General features: G+C 60.6%; 15 protein-coding genes and 1 pseudogene. 2 read left to right on the forward strand and 14 right to left on the reverse strand.

Annotated elements, in window-relative coordinates; all coding sequences use genetic code 11:
- From AB5767_RS09585 to AB5767_RS09630, 10 genes are all read right to left on the reverse strand, one after another.
- Nucleotides 1-1,022, reverse strand: a 1,022-nt coding sequence (locus AB5767_RS09585) for a YitT family protein (RefSeq protein WP_196032031.1), incomplete at its 3' end; no start/stop codon positions are given.
- A gap of 208 nt (nucleotides 1,023-1,230) precedes the next feature.
- Nucleotides 1,231-1,746 (reverse strand): Asp23/Gls24 family envelope stress response protein, encoded by a 516-nt coding sequence (locus tag AB5767_RS09590; protein ID WP_271758424.1) that lies wholly within the window; start codon nucleotides 1,744-1,746, stop codon nucleotides 1,231-1,233.
- A gap of 44 nt (nucleotides 1,747-1,790) precedes the next feature.
- Entirely contained in the window at nucleotides 1,791-2,168 is a 378-nt protein-coding gene (locus tag AB5767_RS09595; protein WP_040358983.1) for a DUF2273 domain-containing protein, read from the reverse strand.
- On the reverse strand, nucleotides 2,161-2,706 hold the full coding sequence (locus AB5767_RS09600) for an Asp23/Gls24 family envelope stress response protein (protein ID WP_368132458.1): 546 nt from the start codon (nucleotides 2,704-2,706) through the stop codon (nucleotides 2,161-2,163). Before AB5767_RS09600 ends, AB5767_RS09595 begins: the two co-directional genes overlap by 8 nt.
- Nucleotides 2,707-2,872: 166 nt before the next feature.
- A complete protein-coding gene (locus tag AB5767_RS09605; RefSeq protein ID WP_117640266.1) occupies nucleotides 2,873-3,679 on the reverse strand; it encodes a YebC/PmpR family DNA-binding transcriptional regulator in 807 nt (268 codons plus the stop codon).
- Between the two features lie 165 nt (nucleotides 3,680-3,844).
- Nucleotides 3,845-6,028, reverse strand: a complete 2,184-nt coding sequence (locus tag AB5767_RS09610; protein WP_368132459.1) for a DUF6020 family protein — start codon at nucleotides 6,026-6,028, stop codon at nucleotides 3,845-3,847.
- Nucleotides 6,029-6,172: 144 nt separating this feature from the next.
- Complete coding sequence (lgt, locus tag AB5767_RS09615) at nucleotides 6,173-6,994, reverse strand: prolipoprotein diacylglyceryl transferase (RefSeq protein ID WP_368132460.1); 822 nt, start codon at nucleotides 6,992-6,994, stop codon at nucleotides 6,173-6,175.
- A 108-nt stretch (nucleotides 6,995-7,102) separates the two neighbouring features.
- Nucleotides 7,103-7,381 carry a NifU family protein gene (locus tag AB5767_RS09620; RefSeq protein WP_035137589.1) on the reverse strand — a complete coding sequence of 93 codons (279 nt, stop codon included), beginning with the start codon at nucleotides 7,379-7,381 and terminating at the stop codon, nucleotides 7,103-7,105.
- Between the two features lie 170 nt (nucleotides 7,382-7,551).
- Nucleotides 7,552-8,076, reverse strand: a complete 525-nt coding sequence (locus AB5767_RS09625; RefSeq protein ID WP_368132582.1) for a deoxycytidylate deaminase — start codon at nucleotides 8,074-8,076, stop codon at nucleotides 7,552-7,554.
- Nucleotides 8,077-8,158: 82 nt separating this feature from the next.
- A complete protein-coding gene (locus AB5767_RS09630; RefSeq protein ID WP_368132584.1) occupies nucleotides 8,159-9,010 on the reverse strand; it encodes a type III pantothenate kinase in 852 nt (283 codons plus the stop codon).
- Nucleotides 9,011-9,202: 192 nt separating this feature from the next.
- On the opposite strand from AB5767_RS09630, the gene AB5767_RS09635 reads away from it, so the two are divergent.
- Both AB5767_RS09635 and AB5767_RS09640 read left to right on the forward strand, forming a co-directional pair.
- Complete coding sequence (locus AB5767_RS09635) at nucleotides 9,203-10,906, forward strand: OPT/YSL family transporter (protein WP_349115250.1); 1,704 nt, start codon at nucleotides 9,203-9,205, stop codon at nucleotides 10,904-10,906.
- A 214-nt stretch (nucleotides 10,907-11,120) separates the two neighbouring features.
- Nucleotides 11,121-12,260, forward strand: coding sequence for a DUF389 domain-containing protein (locus tag AB5767_RS09640; RefSeq protein ID WP_368132585.1), 1,140 nt, complete (start codon nucleotides 11,121-11,123; stop codon nucleotides 12,258-12,260).
- Between the two features lie 125 nt (nucleotides 12,261-12,385).
- Here AB5767_RS09640 and AB5767_RS09645 read toward each other — a convergent pair whose 3' ends face one another.
- From AB5767_RS09645 to AB5767_RS09660, 4 genes and pseudogenes are all read right to left on the reverse strand, one after another.
- Entirely contained in the window at nucleotides 12,386-12,835 is a 450-nt protein-coding gene (locus tag AB5767_RS09645; protein WP_368137031.1) for a hypothetical protein, read from the reverse strand.
- 192 nt (nucleotides 12,836-13,027) lie between these two features.
- A pseudogene (locus tag AB5767_RS09650) lies at nucleotides 13,028-13,444 on the reverse strand (aryl-sulfate sulfotransferase); the annotation flags it as partial.
- A 142-nt stretch (nucleotides 13,445-13,586) separates the two neighbouring features.
- The gene (locus AB5767_RS09655; protein ID WP_368132620.1) at nucleotides 13,587-14,546 is read right to left on the reverse strand and encodes a 3-hydroxyacyl-CoA dehydrogenase; all 960 of its coding nucleotides are present in this window, start codon (nucleotides 14,544-14,546) and stop codon (nucleotides 13,587-13,589) included.
- A gap of 109 nt (nucleotides 14,547-14,655) precedes the next feature.
- Nucleotides 14,656-14,848, reverse strand: a 193-nt coding sequence (locus AB5767_RS09660; RefSeq protein ID WP_368132927.1) for a hypothetical protein, incomplete at its 5' end; no start/stop codon positions are given.

A 14,848-nucleotide genomic window follows, 5' to 3' on the forward strand; every position in this document is an offset into this window, starting at 1 on the left:
TAGTTCGTTCCGCGGAAGCCCTTGCCGACGATCTCGGAGCTGTCGACAATCGTGATAAAGGCACCCGGATCGACTTCGCGCGCATAGCGGCGCAGTTGCACGGCCTCGCGACGGCTCAGCACGCTCATGATCACCGTCACGCACTTGCCCGAGAAGGCACCGTAGCCGCGGCTGATGGTCGCCGTGCGGTTGAGATGCTTGACGATAAACTCCTCGACCTTAAGGGGCTCGGAACAAATGACCGTGCAGACTTTGCGCAGGTGAATGCTCTCGATGGCTTTGTCGACCACGAGTGTCTTGGCAAACAGGCCGAGCACGCAATACAGACCGACACGCGGGCCATACAAAAAGGCCGCGATGGTCACGATGCCGATATCGACCAGCAGCAGGGCGCGGCCAATCTCGAGCGTCGTGCGGCGCTTGAGGATCATGGCAAGAATGTCCGTGCCACCCGTCGAGGCGCCGATGTCAAAGACAATAGCGCTGCCGAGCGCCGGCAAGATGACGGCAAAGCACAGGTCGAGCCACATATCACCCGTCAGAGAGACATCGGTCGGAATAAAAAGCTCAAACAGCGAAACATAGGCCGAAAGCGCAAACGAGGCGAAGACGCTCCACAGGATTGCCTTGCGCTCCAAAAAGATAAAGCCCAAGACGACGAGAACCGCGTTGATAATCCACATAAAAACGCCGACGGGCAGGGTCGGGAACAGCGTGGACAGAATGACCGACACGCCCGAGGTGCCGCCAAAAGCAAAGTGATTAGGGGTTTTAAACGCAACGATGGCGAAGGCCGTAAGAATCAGGCCCAGATTGAGCTCGGCAAAAAAGCGCGGGAAGCCCGGCTCCTGGCTGCGCTTTTGACCGACACGCTCGCCGCGCTCGATATCGGTGCGATCAACCACGCGCTCCATCGGCACCACGGGAGGACGATGCACCTCCTCGGCAGCACGCGATGCCGCCTCTGCCGCGGCGGCCTCAATCGCCCATGCCTTGCTTTCTGTTTCGTGCTCGTCGGCCATTACGGCAACCCCTCGTTAACAATTTGGAAACAATGCGCCCATTAGGGTAACGCGGAACGCGACGATTGCAACCCCTAGTTAGACGAGCGGTATGCCCACATCGGGGGGCATACAAATAACGGCCGGCCACGCTTTTGCTTGCGCGGTCGGCCGTTTAACGTTTTCGCAGATAAAGCCTGCCAAAACAAACCTGTCCCTTTTTGGAAGGTTACTCGTGCTGGCTGGTGCGGTGCTCGTACTCCTCGGGGGTGATGACGTCCTCGATGCGCAGGTTGACGCCCGCCACCTCAAGGCCGGTCATCGCGGCAAGGCGCTCGGTGACACGTGCCTTGACATCGTCGAAGATCGCGGGCGCGTAGGCGCCGTACTCGATAATGACGGAGATGTTGACGACCACGCGATTGTCATCGGTGACCTCGACCGTCACGCCCTTGGTCAGATTCTCGGCACCAAACTGCTCCTGCACAAAGTGCATGAGGTTACCCTTCATGCCCAGAACGTGCGGAACCTCGCGGGTGGCCATGGCGACGATCTTCTCGATCACACCGTTGGAATAGGTCAGCGAGTCCTCGGACTCGTCCGCTTCCTCGTCATCCTCATCCACATCGGACTCGGCCTCGACGAGCGCCTCATCCTCGAGCGTCACATCCTCGGCTTCGGCGACGACCGCTTCGTTCTCCTCGAGCTCGGTATCGGCTACATCGACCTTCGTATTAAAAGCCATGGTTCCTCCTTATGCCTGCCGCGGATGCGACAGTCGAATACATATTAGCGGCCGCTAAACAGACGGCCGAAGAAGTTGACGATCCCGTTCTCGCCGTCGCGAATTTGGCCGATCACGGCGCCGATCAGCACGAAGAATGCAATGACGAGCGTGTCCCACAGGCCCAACGTGAGCACCAACACAGCGAGGATAAAGCCAGCGACGGCGCCGAGCGTGGTGTTGGGATGACGCACAGCATAGCTCCAGATGGCAGCGCCCGTACCCTTGATGAGACCCATAGCCTCGTCAAAATCCGCGGCTGCCGCGTCTTGCAACTCGGTTGCCTCTGCTTTGGAATCAACAGGTTCGCTCGCCGGCGTGGCGCTCTGGTCAATCGTCAGGCGCGGCGTACGAGCGGTCTTATCTTGATTGGTATCACTCACCGGAAACCTCCACGGTCTGGACGGTAGTCTTGGACGGCAAAAAACGGACGCGCGCGGTCGTACCCGGCGTGCCGAGCATGGTGTCGCAAGCTTCCTCGATGCGCTGCTGCATCGCGGTAGCCAAAGATGCCACGTCCTTATCGTCAAGCGCGATAGCCTCGACCTTAAAACGGACGTGCGAATCGTCGGAACCTTGGACGCGGGCCTCGACATGCTCGATCATCACGCGGTCGTCGCGCTCGGCAGCAGCCCTGGCACACGAAGAAAGCGCCGCGAGCGTGACCTCGATATTGCGCTCCCCCGCCGGATGCACGCAGGACGGCTCGCGACGAGCAAACATCAGGCGAAAGAAGCTTACCAGCACGCCGATCGCCACAACTCCGCCGCATGCCGTCACGACAATGCGCGGCATGGGGTCGCGCATCAGCAACATAAAGCGATACGTATACGGCCCCCAAAACTGGCAGACAAGCGTACCCAGCGCCACGATGGTAGCGGCAAGGTACACGATCGCTAGGGCTCGTTTGAGTACGCGCACGCGGCGCTCCCTTCAAATCTCGGCTCTCGAAATGCAAAACGGTTCGCATCATTATAAAAGAGCCGGGTCCGGTGCTATACGCACGCGGATCCGGCTCATCTATTCCACGAGGCTTGCATGCTCGCTTCATTATGCCCAGATATGCACGGCTTAACCCATGCGGGCGCTACTCCTCCTCGAGGGCAGCGATGACCTCGTCGGTCATGTCCATGGTGCTGTAGACGTCCTGGACGTCGTCGAGCTCCTCGAGACGGTCGATGAGGCGCTGGACCTTCTTGGCGTCGGTACCGGAGACCTCGGTCGGGGTGGTCGGGACCATGGTGGTCTCGGAGCCCTTGACCTGGACGCCCTGCTCCTCGAGCGCCTTGGAGACAGCCATGACCTCGTTGGCAGTAGTCCAGACGATCCACTCCTCGCCGGCGTCCTCGTAGTCCTCGCCACCGGCCTCGGCGATCGCCATCATAAACTCATCCTCGTCACCGGCAGCACCGTTGGCGATCATGGTCTCCTTCTTGGCGTTCTCGTCCAGGATCTCCTTGGCAACAACGATCTGGCCCTTGCGCTCAAACTGGAAGGCGACGGAGCCGGAGGTGCCCAGGTTGCCACCAGCGTGGGAGAAGGCGGAACGGACATCAGCGGCGGTGCGGTTGCGGTTGTCGGTCAGGCAGTCAACGTAGACGGCGACACCGGCGGGGCCGTAGCCCTCGTACACGATGTTCTCGTAGACGGCGGCATCGGCACCCGAACCGAAGGCCTTGTCGATAGCGGACTTGATCTTGTCCTTGGGCATGGACTGAGCCTTGGCCTTGGCAACGGCAGCGGCGAGGCTGGCGTTGTTCTCGGGCAGCGGGTCACCGCCGAGACGGGCAGCAACGGTGATGTTGCGGCTCAGCTTGGAGAAGAGGGCGGAACGCTTGGCGTCCTGCGCGCCCTTACGATGCTTGGTTGTGGCCCACTTAGAGTGTCCGGACATACGTGTCTCCTATCGGTTTCGACCTAAAGCCCAGCGCAGATGCTCGGGCAATATAAAAAAACGTCGTTATGATATACCTACTGGCCTGCGAGATAAACCCCAAAATGAAGGCGTCGTGATGATGCCACCCTTTGGTGCAAAGCAACCTGACCCCAATGCACCAAATTAGGACCAGAGGAGGTCACTGCGGGTGATGGTGGCGCCGATGGCAAAGGGCATGCAGGCGATGACCGGATACAGGTAGCGCATGTAGGTCGAGCCATTGCAGGGACCGATCAGGCACACGGCGAGCACGCCCAGCAGCGGCACCCAAATGGCCAGCCCGCGCCACGAATGACGACGTAGCAGATAGACCACCACGGTGATCATGATCCACACATAGGTGGCCGAGCTCATGGTGAGCGAGATAAACGGGATGCGTTGTACTGCCACGCGATACAGGTTGATCAGGTGGTCGCACCAGCGCACGACCTTGCTATCGACCGGATGGAAGTCAAAGTACTTGAGGTTATCGGGCTTCGCCATAATCTCGGCACTGCGCGCCGTGCTGTAGACCCACGCATCGCGGGCACTCGGATAAAAGTAGCCGTAGTAGTTATTGATGAGCGCCGAGATATAGCACTCGGGATCCTTTTTGAACATCTGAGCCCACACCTCAAAATAGGCCTTGATGTCCTCCTGCGAGGCATACTCGTTAAAGCAATTTTTGACGGCGTCCGACTTATCCGGGTTGTAACGGCGGCCCAGGTTCTCGTACTTGAGCACGCGGTCGATCACGGCACGCTCATCGTCGGTCACCAAGCCGTCGCAAGGAGCCTCCACGATGGTGCCGTCCTCCTTAACCGTAGGGTTGACGCCCGAGTTGAGGCCGTCGTGCTTTTGGACGAAACGAGCCGTCTGCTGGAACGGAATCGAGAGGATTTCGCGCTTGGAACCAGGCGTGATGTCGTGCGCCGGCATAAAGACCTTGGTGAAGTACATATTGGAGGCAAGGCAGAGTGCAAGCACCGCAAGAACTCCCACCCAGCGGAAACGCGGGATGGCGCCCGAAGGCGCAGCACCAGTCTGCCTGGCTGCACGATGAGCCACATGCGCGTCCCATGCGCAAAACGCCGCCGCGATTACGCATGCCGCCAGGGGAAACACCAGGCCGCCGTTACGCAGAAACGTGGAACCCATGGCGCCCAGAGCGAGCAGCAGCCAGTCATGGCGCGCAAAGAGCACGGGCCTCTGTTCGCCCGCACGCTCGGCATTGGCATCGCGACGGGGCAGGCCGCAGGCCACGAGCTTCACGGTCTGCACCAACAGCACCAAAAACGCGTCGGCAAACAGCACATCTTTGGTAAGCAGCGCCGCGTAGTTGGAGAACATGGGCATAAACACAAAGAACAGCAAGATCACGCCGCGGACCGGCAGGCTCACGCCCAGCTTGCGCAGCGACGAGATGGAATAGGCCATGCAGGCGGCCGTAATGACGAACTGGGCGCAGGTGTAGATGGCAAGACCCGCGTCGGCGCTATTGAACAGCGAAAGCCCCAGCTGGACGCACGAACCGATGATAGCCGTGTGCGCCACGGGGTGATGTCCGTTGAGCAACACATTGGGATTGAGCAGACGCAGGTAGTCACTCGTGCCGTTGGGGTAGTTAAACCACTGGCGAATCTGCGCACCCGTATCTCCCATAAAAAGGCCAGGCAGCGAAGCGATGAGCGTGGGCGCCCAGGCGACCATAAGCACCAGGAAGGGCCCGGCAAAGGGATGGACCGAGAGCACGGCGTGAGCCACACGCCATACGCGGCCAAAGTGCGCTTCGGAAAACGGAATGCGCCGAGAACTCAACCAATCTAGACACTCAAAAGCCAGGTAGAAAGCAACGACCGCCAAGAGCATCCAGCCCGCACCGCCTATCCAGGCACAGATAATGCGGGCCTTGTCGCCGAGCACGATCTCGGCCGAATCGGTGAGGTCGTAGCTACGGCCAAACACCATGCAGACGGCAAAGAACAGCGACGGAAGAATCACCGAGGGACGCCAAGCGTCGCCGCGGCCAAAGAATACGTAGCGAAACGGCAGCGTGAGCAGGCAGGCAAGCGCAAGCAGCATGACCGCGTCGGTATGGCCGGCAAACGAGAGGAGCACCTCGTAGCACACGTACAGCATGCCCGAGGCTTTGGGGTCAATCGCCAAGACCGCGTTGCTCGACACCGGGGCGGGATCGATGGAAAACGCCGTGGTCGCCAACAGCGCGAGCAAAAATGCGATAAGCGTCTGCTTGACGGGGTAGCGCTTAAACCAGACGATGCGGGCAGCGTCGCGCGCAGCCGTTGTGGAGAGGTCGGAATCCTTCACAGTCCGAAAGCCTTTCTAGAAACCTGCCAAAAAGGGACAGGTTTATTTTGGCAGGTTTTATCTGGGGAAACGTTACGGTTCTGTCATCGTTGTCCGGCATAACCACCACCAAGGTGTCTTTCCCTTTGTGGTGGTATGTGGTGGCTAGGCGTCCAGGTAGACGCGCTGGGGCTGGTTGCGGTGCCGGGCGAAGATGATGAGCGCCAGGCCGGCGATCACGAGCGGCAAACTCAGCAGCTGGCCCATAGTGATGACGCCTCCCAGCAGATAGCCCAGCTGGGCATCGGGCACGCGCACGAACTCAACGAGAAAGCGGACGATGCCGTACCCCATCACGAACACGCCCATAAACGTGCCCTGGGGCAGTAGCGGCTTTTTGCGGCTGAGCACCTGCAAAATACAGAAGAGCACGACGCCCTCAAGAAACGCCTCGTAGAGCTGGGAGGGATGGCGCGGCATATCGCCCGCGGTGCCGCCAAAGACCACACCCCAAGGCAGATCGGTCGGCTTACCCCACAGCTCACCGTTCACGAAGTTGGCGCAACGTCCCAGGCACAGCGCCAGCGGAGCACCGATCACAGCAAGGTCGGCGATGGTCCAGGCGTCGAGCTTATACATGCGGCACACGATGATGCCGCCCAAGATGCCGCCGACCAGGCCACCGTGGAAGCTCATACCGCCCTCGTTGGTGGCAAAGATCTCGAGCGGGTGGGTCCAATAGTAGCCATCGCCGTAAAAGACGACGTAAAACAGGCGCGCGCCAATAATGAGGCCAAAGACCGCGCCGACCACGACGCTCGTCAGGTCATCAATCGTAATGTCGAAGCCCCAACGGCGCTGCGTGTGGTACATAACAACCGCCGTGAGCAGAGCGCCGACCACGTAGGCCAGACCATACCAGTAAATGGTGATGGGGCCCGCCGAGATCGCGACGGGATCAAGCATATGGTAGAGGTCGTTGAGCATATCGATCCCCTGCTCCCTACATACAAATGCGGCCGCGGGCCTTGCGCTCGCAGCCGCATATCTGGGCGTAACGTCTATGCGGAGCGTACCGTCCGCAGCTTTCGCATCTTAGAACGGCGCGTACTCGTCGTACAGGTCCTCGGCCTCGCCGGAAGCATTGACCTGCTCAACGCGGGTAACGCCGGGCACATGCTCCTTCAAGATGCGCTCGATACCCATGGAAAGGGTTAGCGAGCTCATGGGGCAGCCGGCGCAGGCGCCCTGCAGCTCCAGCTTGACAACACCCTCGTCGTCGACGCCCACATACTCCATATCGCCGCCATCGGCCTGCAGGTTGGGGCGGATCTCTTCAAGAACCTTCTTAAGCAGCTCTTCGTTAACAGCCACAGGGGCTCCTTTCTCACAATAACGCGGGCACGCCCGCGGACAGAAGCTATGTTACTACAGCCATGTACCCGCTCACGAGCCGTCCATGCGCGCAGACGCGACTTTCACGAGTAGTCAATTTGGGACGGGGCTCTTTTGGCTGTTTTGCCGCCAGCTGGCGTTGGCACGCGCTACTGCTGAGCCTGTCCCCCGGTACCAATCTGGACATCGACGATAACCTGGCGGTAGCTGATGCCGCAGGAATCGAGAATGCGGCGGCTGATACGACCGTCATCGGTGTCGGCATACTTATTGTCCAGGTAGACGACCTCGCCCACGCCCGCCTGCGCCAAGATCTTGGCGCAGTCGTGGCACGGGAATAGCGTGACATAGACTGTGGAACCCTCGAGGTCTTTGAGCGAGCCGCGGTAGTTAAGCACGGCGTTTGCCTCGGCATGCACCACGTAGTTGTGCTTGTCCTGCAGCGGGTCGTCGCTCGTACCCCACGGGAAAAAGTCGTCGTTGAGCGCCGAGGGCGTACCGTTGTAGCCCACCGAAAGGATGCGGTGGTTGGTGTTGGCGATGCACGCGCCCACCTGCGTGTTGGGGTCCTTACTGCGGCGCTGCGCGGCGATGGCCACGCTCATAAAGAACTCATCCCAGCTAATAACGTCGCGGCGCTTGCCCGACGCAGTTTGATGAAGATCGTCCGACATGGCAGACACCTCCGAAATCGCAATAGTTTGACCCATTGTAGCAGGTGGAAGGTAGGGGCGCTTATCCCACCAGCCCCTCGCCCTACGCGCGGCGGGGCTTTTGATTGATGTGGTAGAGCTCGGCGAGACCCCGCAGCGTCAGCGCATCGTCGACCGTCAGGCTATGGCCGACCAGCGCCGCAAGCGCCTCGGCATCGTCGCCAGTAATGACGATGGGCACGCTGCCTTCCCCCGCGGCCTTGGTCGCACGCATCTCGGCAAGCACCATGTCGAGCATGCCGTCGATGCGCGCCACCTCGCCCAAAACCACACCCGAGCGCATGGCCTCGCGCGTGTTGCGGCCGATGACGTGCGTCGGCGCCGAGGGCTCAACCTGGGGTAGGCGCGCTGCTGCCGCCGAGAGCGAGCGGGCGCCGAGGGCCAGCCCCGGCGCGATAACGCCGCCGACAAAGGTGCCGCGCGCGTCGATGACCTCGATATTGGTCGTCGTGCCCAGGTCGATCACGATGCACGGCGAGCCGTAGACGGCGCGGGCCGCCACGGCATCGGCGATGCGGTCGGGGCCGATCTCGGCCGGGTCATCGTAGTGCACGGGCATGCCGGTCTTAAGTCCCGGCCCTACGGTGAGCACGCGCCCCGTGCAGGTACGGGAAAGCGCCGCCTTCCACGGGCGCTCGAGCGCCGGGACCACGCAGCTCAGCACAGCAGCCGTGGACACAAGCGCACCCGGCATGCCCGCATCGGCCGCCAGTGCGGCCATGACCTGCACGAGACGCATGCGCGCCTCGTCTGCCGTGATGCTCGACGGCGTGGTGATCTCGCACGTCGCAAGCGGACATTCCTGCGCCGCGGCCGAATCCTCTGCAAACAGGCCAAAGCGAATGAACGTGTTGCCCACGTCGACCGTCAATATATATGCGCACCCATTAAGCATCGTCGGCGCTCCTTTCGTCTGCCCAGCAGTATATCGCCTACCTAAACCAGTCATCCCAAAATGACTAGCTTGCGGCTATACTGGTGCGCGGTCGTTTGCGAGCTCACGCGGCGGCCCTTGGTAACCCGACTTCCCGCGCCGTATCCGTAACGGCGCTCCCGGGGGAAGCGGATATACGCAAAGGAGTTCTATATGAGCAATCCCTCGAACCGCGCTTCGATGCGCGGGCAACTCACGCTGCGCGGCGTCGTCATCGGCGTCCTTGGCTGCGTGATCATCACGGCAAGCTCGGCCTACACTGCCCTCAAGATGGGCGCCCTCCCCTGGCCGATCATTTTCGCTGCCGTCATTTCGCTGTTCTTCCTGAAGCTCATGGGCAACGCCAGCCTCAACGAGGCCAACGTCACCCACACCATCATGTCCGCAGGCGCCATGGTCGCCGGCGGTCTGGCGTTTACCATCCCGGGCGCCTGGATGCTGGGCTATGCCGACCAGATCAGTTGGCTCGACATGTTTATCGTGGCACTCGCCGGCACTATCCTAGGCCTGCTGGCCACGGCACTCATCCACCGTCACTTTATCGTGGACGCCGCGCTTGAGTTCCCCACCGGCAACGCCGCAGCTCAGACCCTGCGCGCGACCGAGGCCGGCGGCAAGACCGGCAAGCAGCTCTTTGGCTCCATGGCCATCGCCGGCATCTACAGCGTGCTGCGCGACGCTCTGGGCATTGTGCCCAGCATGCTGTGCACGCTCAATATCCCCGGCGTGACCTTTGCCATCTACAACTCGCCCATGTTGCTGTCCATCGGCTTTTTGGTGGGCTTCGCTCCCGTCGCGTTCTGGTTTGCCGGCGCGCTGCTGGGCAATTTTGGCATCATCGTCGGCGGCACCGCTGCCGGTCTGTTTGACGTTATGACCGCACAGGGCATCGTCAAGTCCCTGGGTATGGGCCTCATGATGGGCTTTGGCGTCGCCGTCGTCCTCAAGGACATCCTTCCGCAGGTCGCCGGTATCGTCCGCGGCCTCGCCGCCGACAGCTCCACCGACACCGACGAGCAGTCGCTCATCTCGGGCTCCCTTAAACTCGACGCCGGTATCATCGGCCTGGGCGCTGCCGCCATCGCCGTGATCATCGCCATCGTGCTCGACCTTGGCCCCGTTCCGGCCGTCATCGTCACGCTGTTCACCTTTGTCACCACCATCATGAGCGCGCAGAGCTGCGGCCAGACGGGCATCGACCCCATGGAGATCTTCGGCCTCATCGTCATGCTCATCGTTGCCGCCTTCGCGCAGCTCGCTCAGGTCAAGCTGTTCTTTATCGCCGGCATCGTGGCCGTGGCGTGCGGCCTTGCGGGCGACGTCATGAACGACTTCAAGGCCGGCGCCGTGCTGGGCACCAACCCGCGCGCGCAGTGGGTCGGCCAGGCCATTGGCGGCATCGTGGGCGCCCTGGTCGCCGCCGCCGTCATGGTCGCGCTCGTCACCGCCTATGGTCCGGACGCCTTTGGCCCCGACAAGAGTTTTGTGGCCGCACAGGCAAGCGTGGTCGCCACCATGGTCTCGGGCATCCCGAGCGTGCCGTGGTTTGCGGGCGGCTTTATCGCCGGCATCGTCATGTACTGGCTCGGCATTCCGGCCATGATGATCGGCCTGGGCGTGTACCTGCCGTTCTACATGTCGCTCACGGCCTTCCTGGGCTCCTGCGTCAAGCTCGCCTACGACAAGTGGGCAGCCCACCGCGATGCCAACGCCGGTCTTTCGGACGAGGAGAAGACCGCCAAGGATGCCGCCTTCCAGGAGCAGGGCCTGGTTGTCGCCAGCGGCCTGCTCGGTGGCGAGTCCATCGTCGGCGTTATCCTGGCGTTTGTCTCTGTTGGCCTGAGCCTGCTGGGCTAAACCAAACAACAACGCACCCGTGCAGAGCGCGGGGTCGGAGACCATCCGGCCCCGCGCTTTTTGTATCTGCCGAAACCCTCGGCAGTACTTGTATGTGGCGTGTCTTCCTTTGCCTGCTCGCCTAAGTTCCATGTCAAGATGACCGCCCCGCCCGTCACGGTGTAGAGTACATGCTGCGAACGCACCCGCGTTCCTACGGCAATACGAGGTGGACATGGAACTCGATAAACAACAGCTCAAGCGACTGCGCGAGCGCCATCATCGGCGCCATGGCATCCGCCCCGCCCACAGCGAGGCCATGGAGAACGCAAGCCGCTTTCTAAAGCGGGCATTCAACATTCGCGAGGGACGCGCGCCCTATCACGTGATTCGCAAGCGCTTTGTAAACGGGGCGCGCCTGACTGGCTCACACTTATGCATCTTGATCATTGCCATGTTGATCGCGAGCATCGGCCTCGATATCGACTCGGATATCGCCATTGTAGGCGCCATGCTCATCTGCCCGCTCATGGGCTCGGTCCTTGCCATGGCATACGGCATCGCCACGCTCGACCGCGAGATCACCCTTGAGGCCGTCGCCGGCCTCGCGCTGCAGATGGTCTTTTGCCTGGTCACGTCCACGTTGTACTTTAAGCTCTCGCCCCTTGGCACCACCACGGCCGCCATCATCGACAATTCGACACCGACTGTGTGGGACCTTGCCGTCGCGCTCGCGGGCGGCTTTGCGGGTGGCCTGGGCAACTCGCGCGACCAGGAACCCGCCACGCTCATCGCCGGGGTAGCTGTGGCGACCGCGCTCATGCCGCCCCTGTGCGCGGCGGGCTATGGCATCGCCATCGCAAGCGGGTCACTGTTTCTCTCGGCGCTTTACGAGTTTGGCATCAACGTGGTCTTTATCGCACTCGCGGCCGAAGCCGTTCTGCTTCTTTTGCGCGTGCCGCTCAAGCGCGACCTCAACGGCGACGGCATTGTGACTGCCGAGGAAGATGCCGAGGTCGACGAGCTATCACGCAAGGTGCGCCGCCGCATCATCGTGGGCACGGTAGTCTTTGCCATCCCCTGCATCGTCATGACGGCGGGGTCTATTGGCTCGGCGCAGTCCGGCGTGCAGGACGGCTACGGCGTCACCGAAACCACGCGCGAGCTTGCCGCGGTGCTGCCAGGCTTTAAGGATTACACCGTCGCCGTCGAGACCTCGTCTACCGAAGGCGAGGAGGAGGGCATCGTCGAGCGCGAGATTGTCGCCCATGTGACGACAAGCGAGGCGCTCGGGGCACACGACCGTCACATCGCCCGCAAGCTCATCGACCTCAATGTGCCCGAGCTCGATCGCGTGGAATTTGACGTGAAGTGATGCCGGCGCGGGATGAGCGCTCGCACGGACGCAAGTTATGACGAGGCGCAGACGCGATACGGACACGAGCAAATAGCGGGGTGCAGTTTACACCCGCACCCCGCTCACTGTTTTATTGCCGTGAATCAACTGTCCGGATCGACATCGCCAGACTCCACTGTAAACGCCGGACCGGTACTCACCAGATAAAAACGGGTCACCCTGGTATCTCTAAATAGATAGAGCTGGCCCTGCTCGCGTCGGCGTGACATATACGCCACGTGGACCGTACCGAATTCTTCGCCGTTTTCCTTCTTTAATATCAGGATGTTGGGGTCATCCGTACGCTTAAACTGCCCATCTGTGCAGATTCCGTCTTGGTCGACCAGCTGCCATCGACAGTTGTCCTCCTCAAGAAAAGCCAGGGTTTCCCGACTCGTTTTGTCATCCCGATAGTAACCGTCAATGGCAAACCCTTCGGAAGCGCATTCCTGCATATAGGACGTTTCTCGGCTTATAGCAAACAGCCCTGTAGCGCCCAGGAGCACAGCCAGGCAGACCACTGCAAGGGCTATCGAAATAGCACTGCGACCCATAGTTAGCCCAACCGATAGTTGTTTAACGGAGTGCGAAACATACCCGGAACCTCCGATATCAGGGGGGGACGTCGCCAGCAGGCTGGCGACAACTATATGTTTCTGACATCAAACCATATGGCCGCCACTCGCGGAGGGGGCATCGGCGAACGGCGTGTTTTCATACTCCATTGGTCAAACCTAAGCACAGCCCTACAGATCGTACTTGCACACGCGGTAGATGTACTTTTCGGCTTCCATCTCGTAGGTGGCGATGGGCAGTCCGTAGCGGTCGTACTCGATAAAGGTCTTGGCCTGGCCCGATGCCACGAGCATGCTATTTGAATCACCAACGCGCTGCGCACTGCTCACATAGCCCGAAAACGGCACGGCGATCTGGTCTTCGAGCTCGTAGGTGCGCGCCGTCTCGTCCACTGTAAAGATGCGCCCAAACGAATGCGTGCCCTCGTTGTAGTCGGTCACCACCGCGGCGCCCAGCTGGCCCCAGTCGAACTTGGGATAGCTTTCGGCCGCACCAAAGTTGTTGTCGTACAGCAGCACCTGGTAGCGACCGGTCGTTGCCGTGTCAGAACTCGACAGATACGTCACACTGTGCTGGCCCGCGTTGAGCGAAAAATCGCCCTAGGCTTGCAGCAGCTTGTCCTCAAAGCCCGAGCCGGCCCATTGTCACTCCTTTCTATTTCTGGGTCCATCTTCTCACTGTTGGCGGCCGAAAATGATCCGTTTTCCTCCGTCCCCGAGAGGTCATTTTTTAGTACTTGAAGAAGCCCTCGCCCGAACTTTCGCCCAGCTTGCCTTCGTCGAGCATCTGCTTGAGGACGGAGGCCATGGCCTTAAAGTTGTAGGGCATCATCATCTTTTTGAGCAGCGGGCTCACCAGGCCCGGGACCTTCTGATACTGCATAACGATGTTGTAGGCCGTCTGGATACCCACGGTGTCGAATACGCGGAATGGGCCCTTGGGAGCGCCAGTGCCGCGCGTCCATGCGAGGTCGATACTCTTGGGGTCGCTGACGCCCGAGACATACAGGTCAAGGCCCGAGAGCAGCCACGGCACCAGCATAGAGTTGAGCAGGTAACCGTTCTTTTCCTTGTTGACGGGAAGTGCCAGCATGCGAATGTCGTTGGCGAAGTCGACGAGCTCGTCGAAATAGCGCTTGTCGGTCTGGTCCTGGGCCATGACCTCGGTCATGTTGTTCTTCCAGATGGAGTTGGCAAAGTGCAGCGACAGGTACTTCTCGGGGCGACCAGTGTACTTGGCAAAGGTGCTCGGCAGCAGCGTGGAAGAGTTTGTGACGATGACGGTCTTTTGCGGCAGAACCGGGGCGAGCTTCTTGTAGAAGTCGATCTTTGCCTGTGTGTCCTCGGCCATAGACTCGATGACCAAGTCGGCGTCGGCAACGGCCTTGGCGAGGTCGAGCTCCAGCTTGAGTGTGGAGTAGGCACGCTCAACGGCGGCGAGCGCCGCCTCCCTGTCGAAGGTCTGGTCGCTATCGGCGATACCGGCACACCACTCGCCCGTACCGTCCGCCATACCCTCGATTGCCGCGATGTACTCCTCGCGCACATGATCGATCTTGGGCTGGGTGCGGCCGATGCTGCCCTCGCTGCGCAGCCAAATCGTTACATCAAAGCCGCAGTAGGCAGCCTGAAAGGCAATCTGGCTTCCTAACACGCCGCCGCCGGCAACACAAACGGTCTTGTAGCTCATAGGAACAGTCCTCTCTTACGTAATTCCATAGATGTGTATTTATTCAACCGTAAGGGGACTGCACGCTGGGGGTGGGTTCTATAAACGGACGGTAATTTGCGGCGAACGGCTACATCTGTTCATTAACTCTCGATTTTGAGGGCATTTTTTGACGCTGCTGAACCGCTGTTTTCGGAAGTGCGGGGAAAAATCGGGATTCGCCGACCAGACCGGCTTTTTTTACAACAAAACCGACGCTCCTATAAGTTGTCAAGAGGCAGTTTGCGGGAGAGCTCCCTTCAATTCGCACAGGAGCTCGTAAT

Source organism: Collinsella aerofaciens (genome assembly GCF_040926265.1).
Taxonomy (GTDB): Bacteria; Actinomycetota; Coriobacteriia; order Coriobacteriales; family Coriobacteriaceae; genus Collinsella; species Collinsella aerofaciens_BB.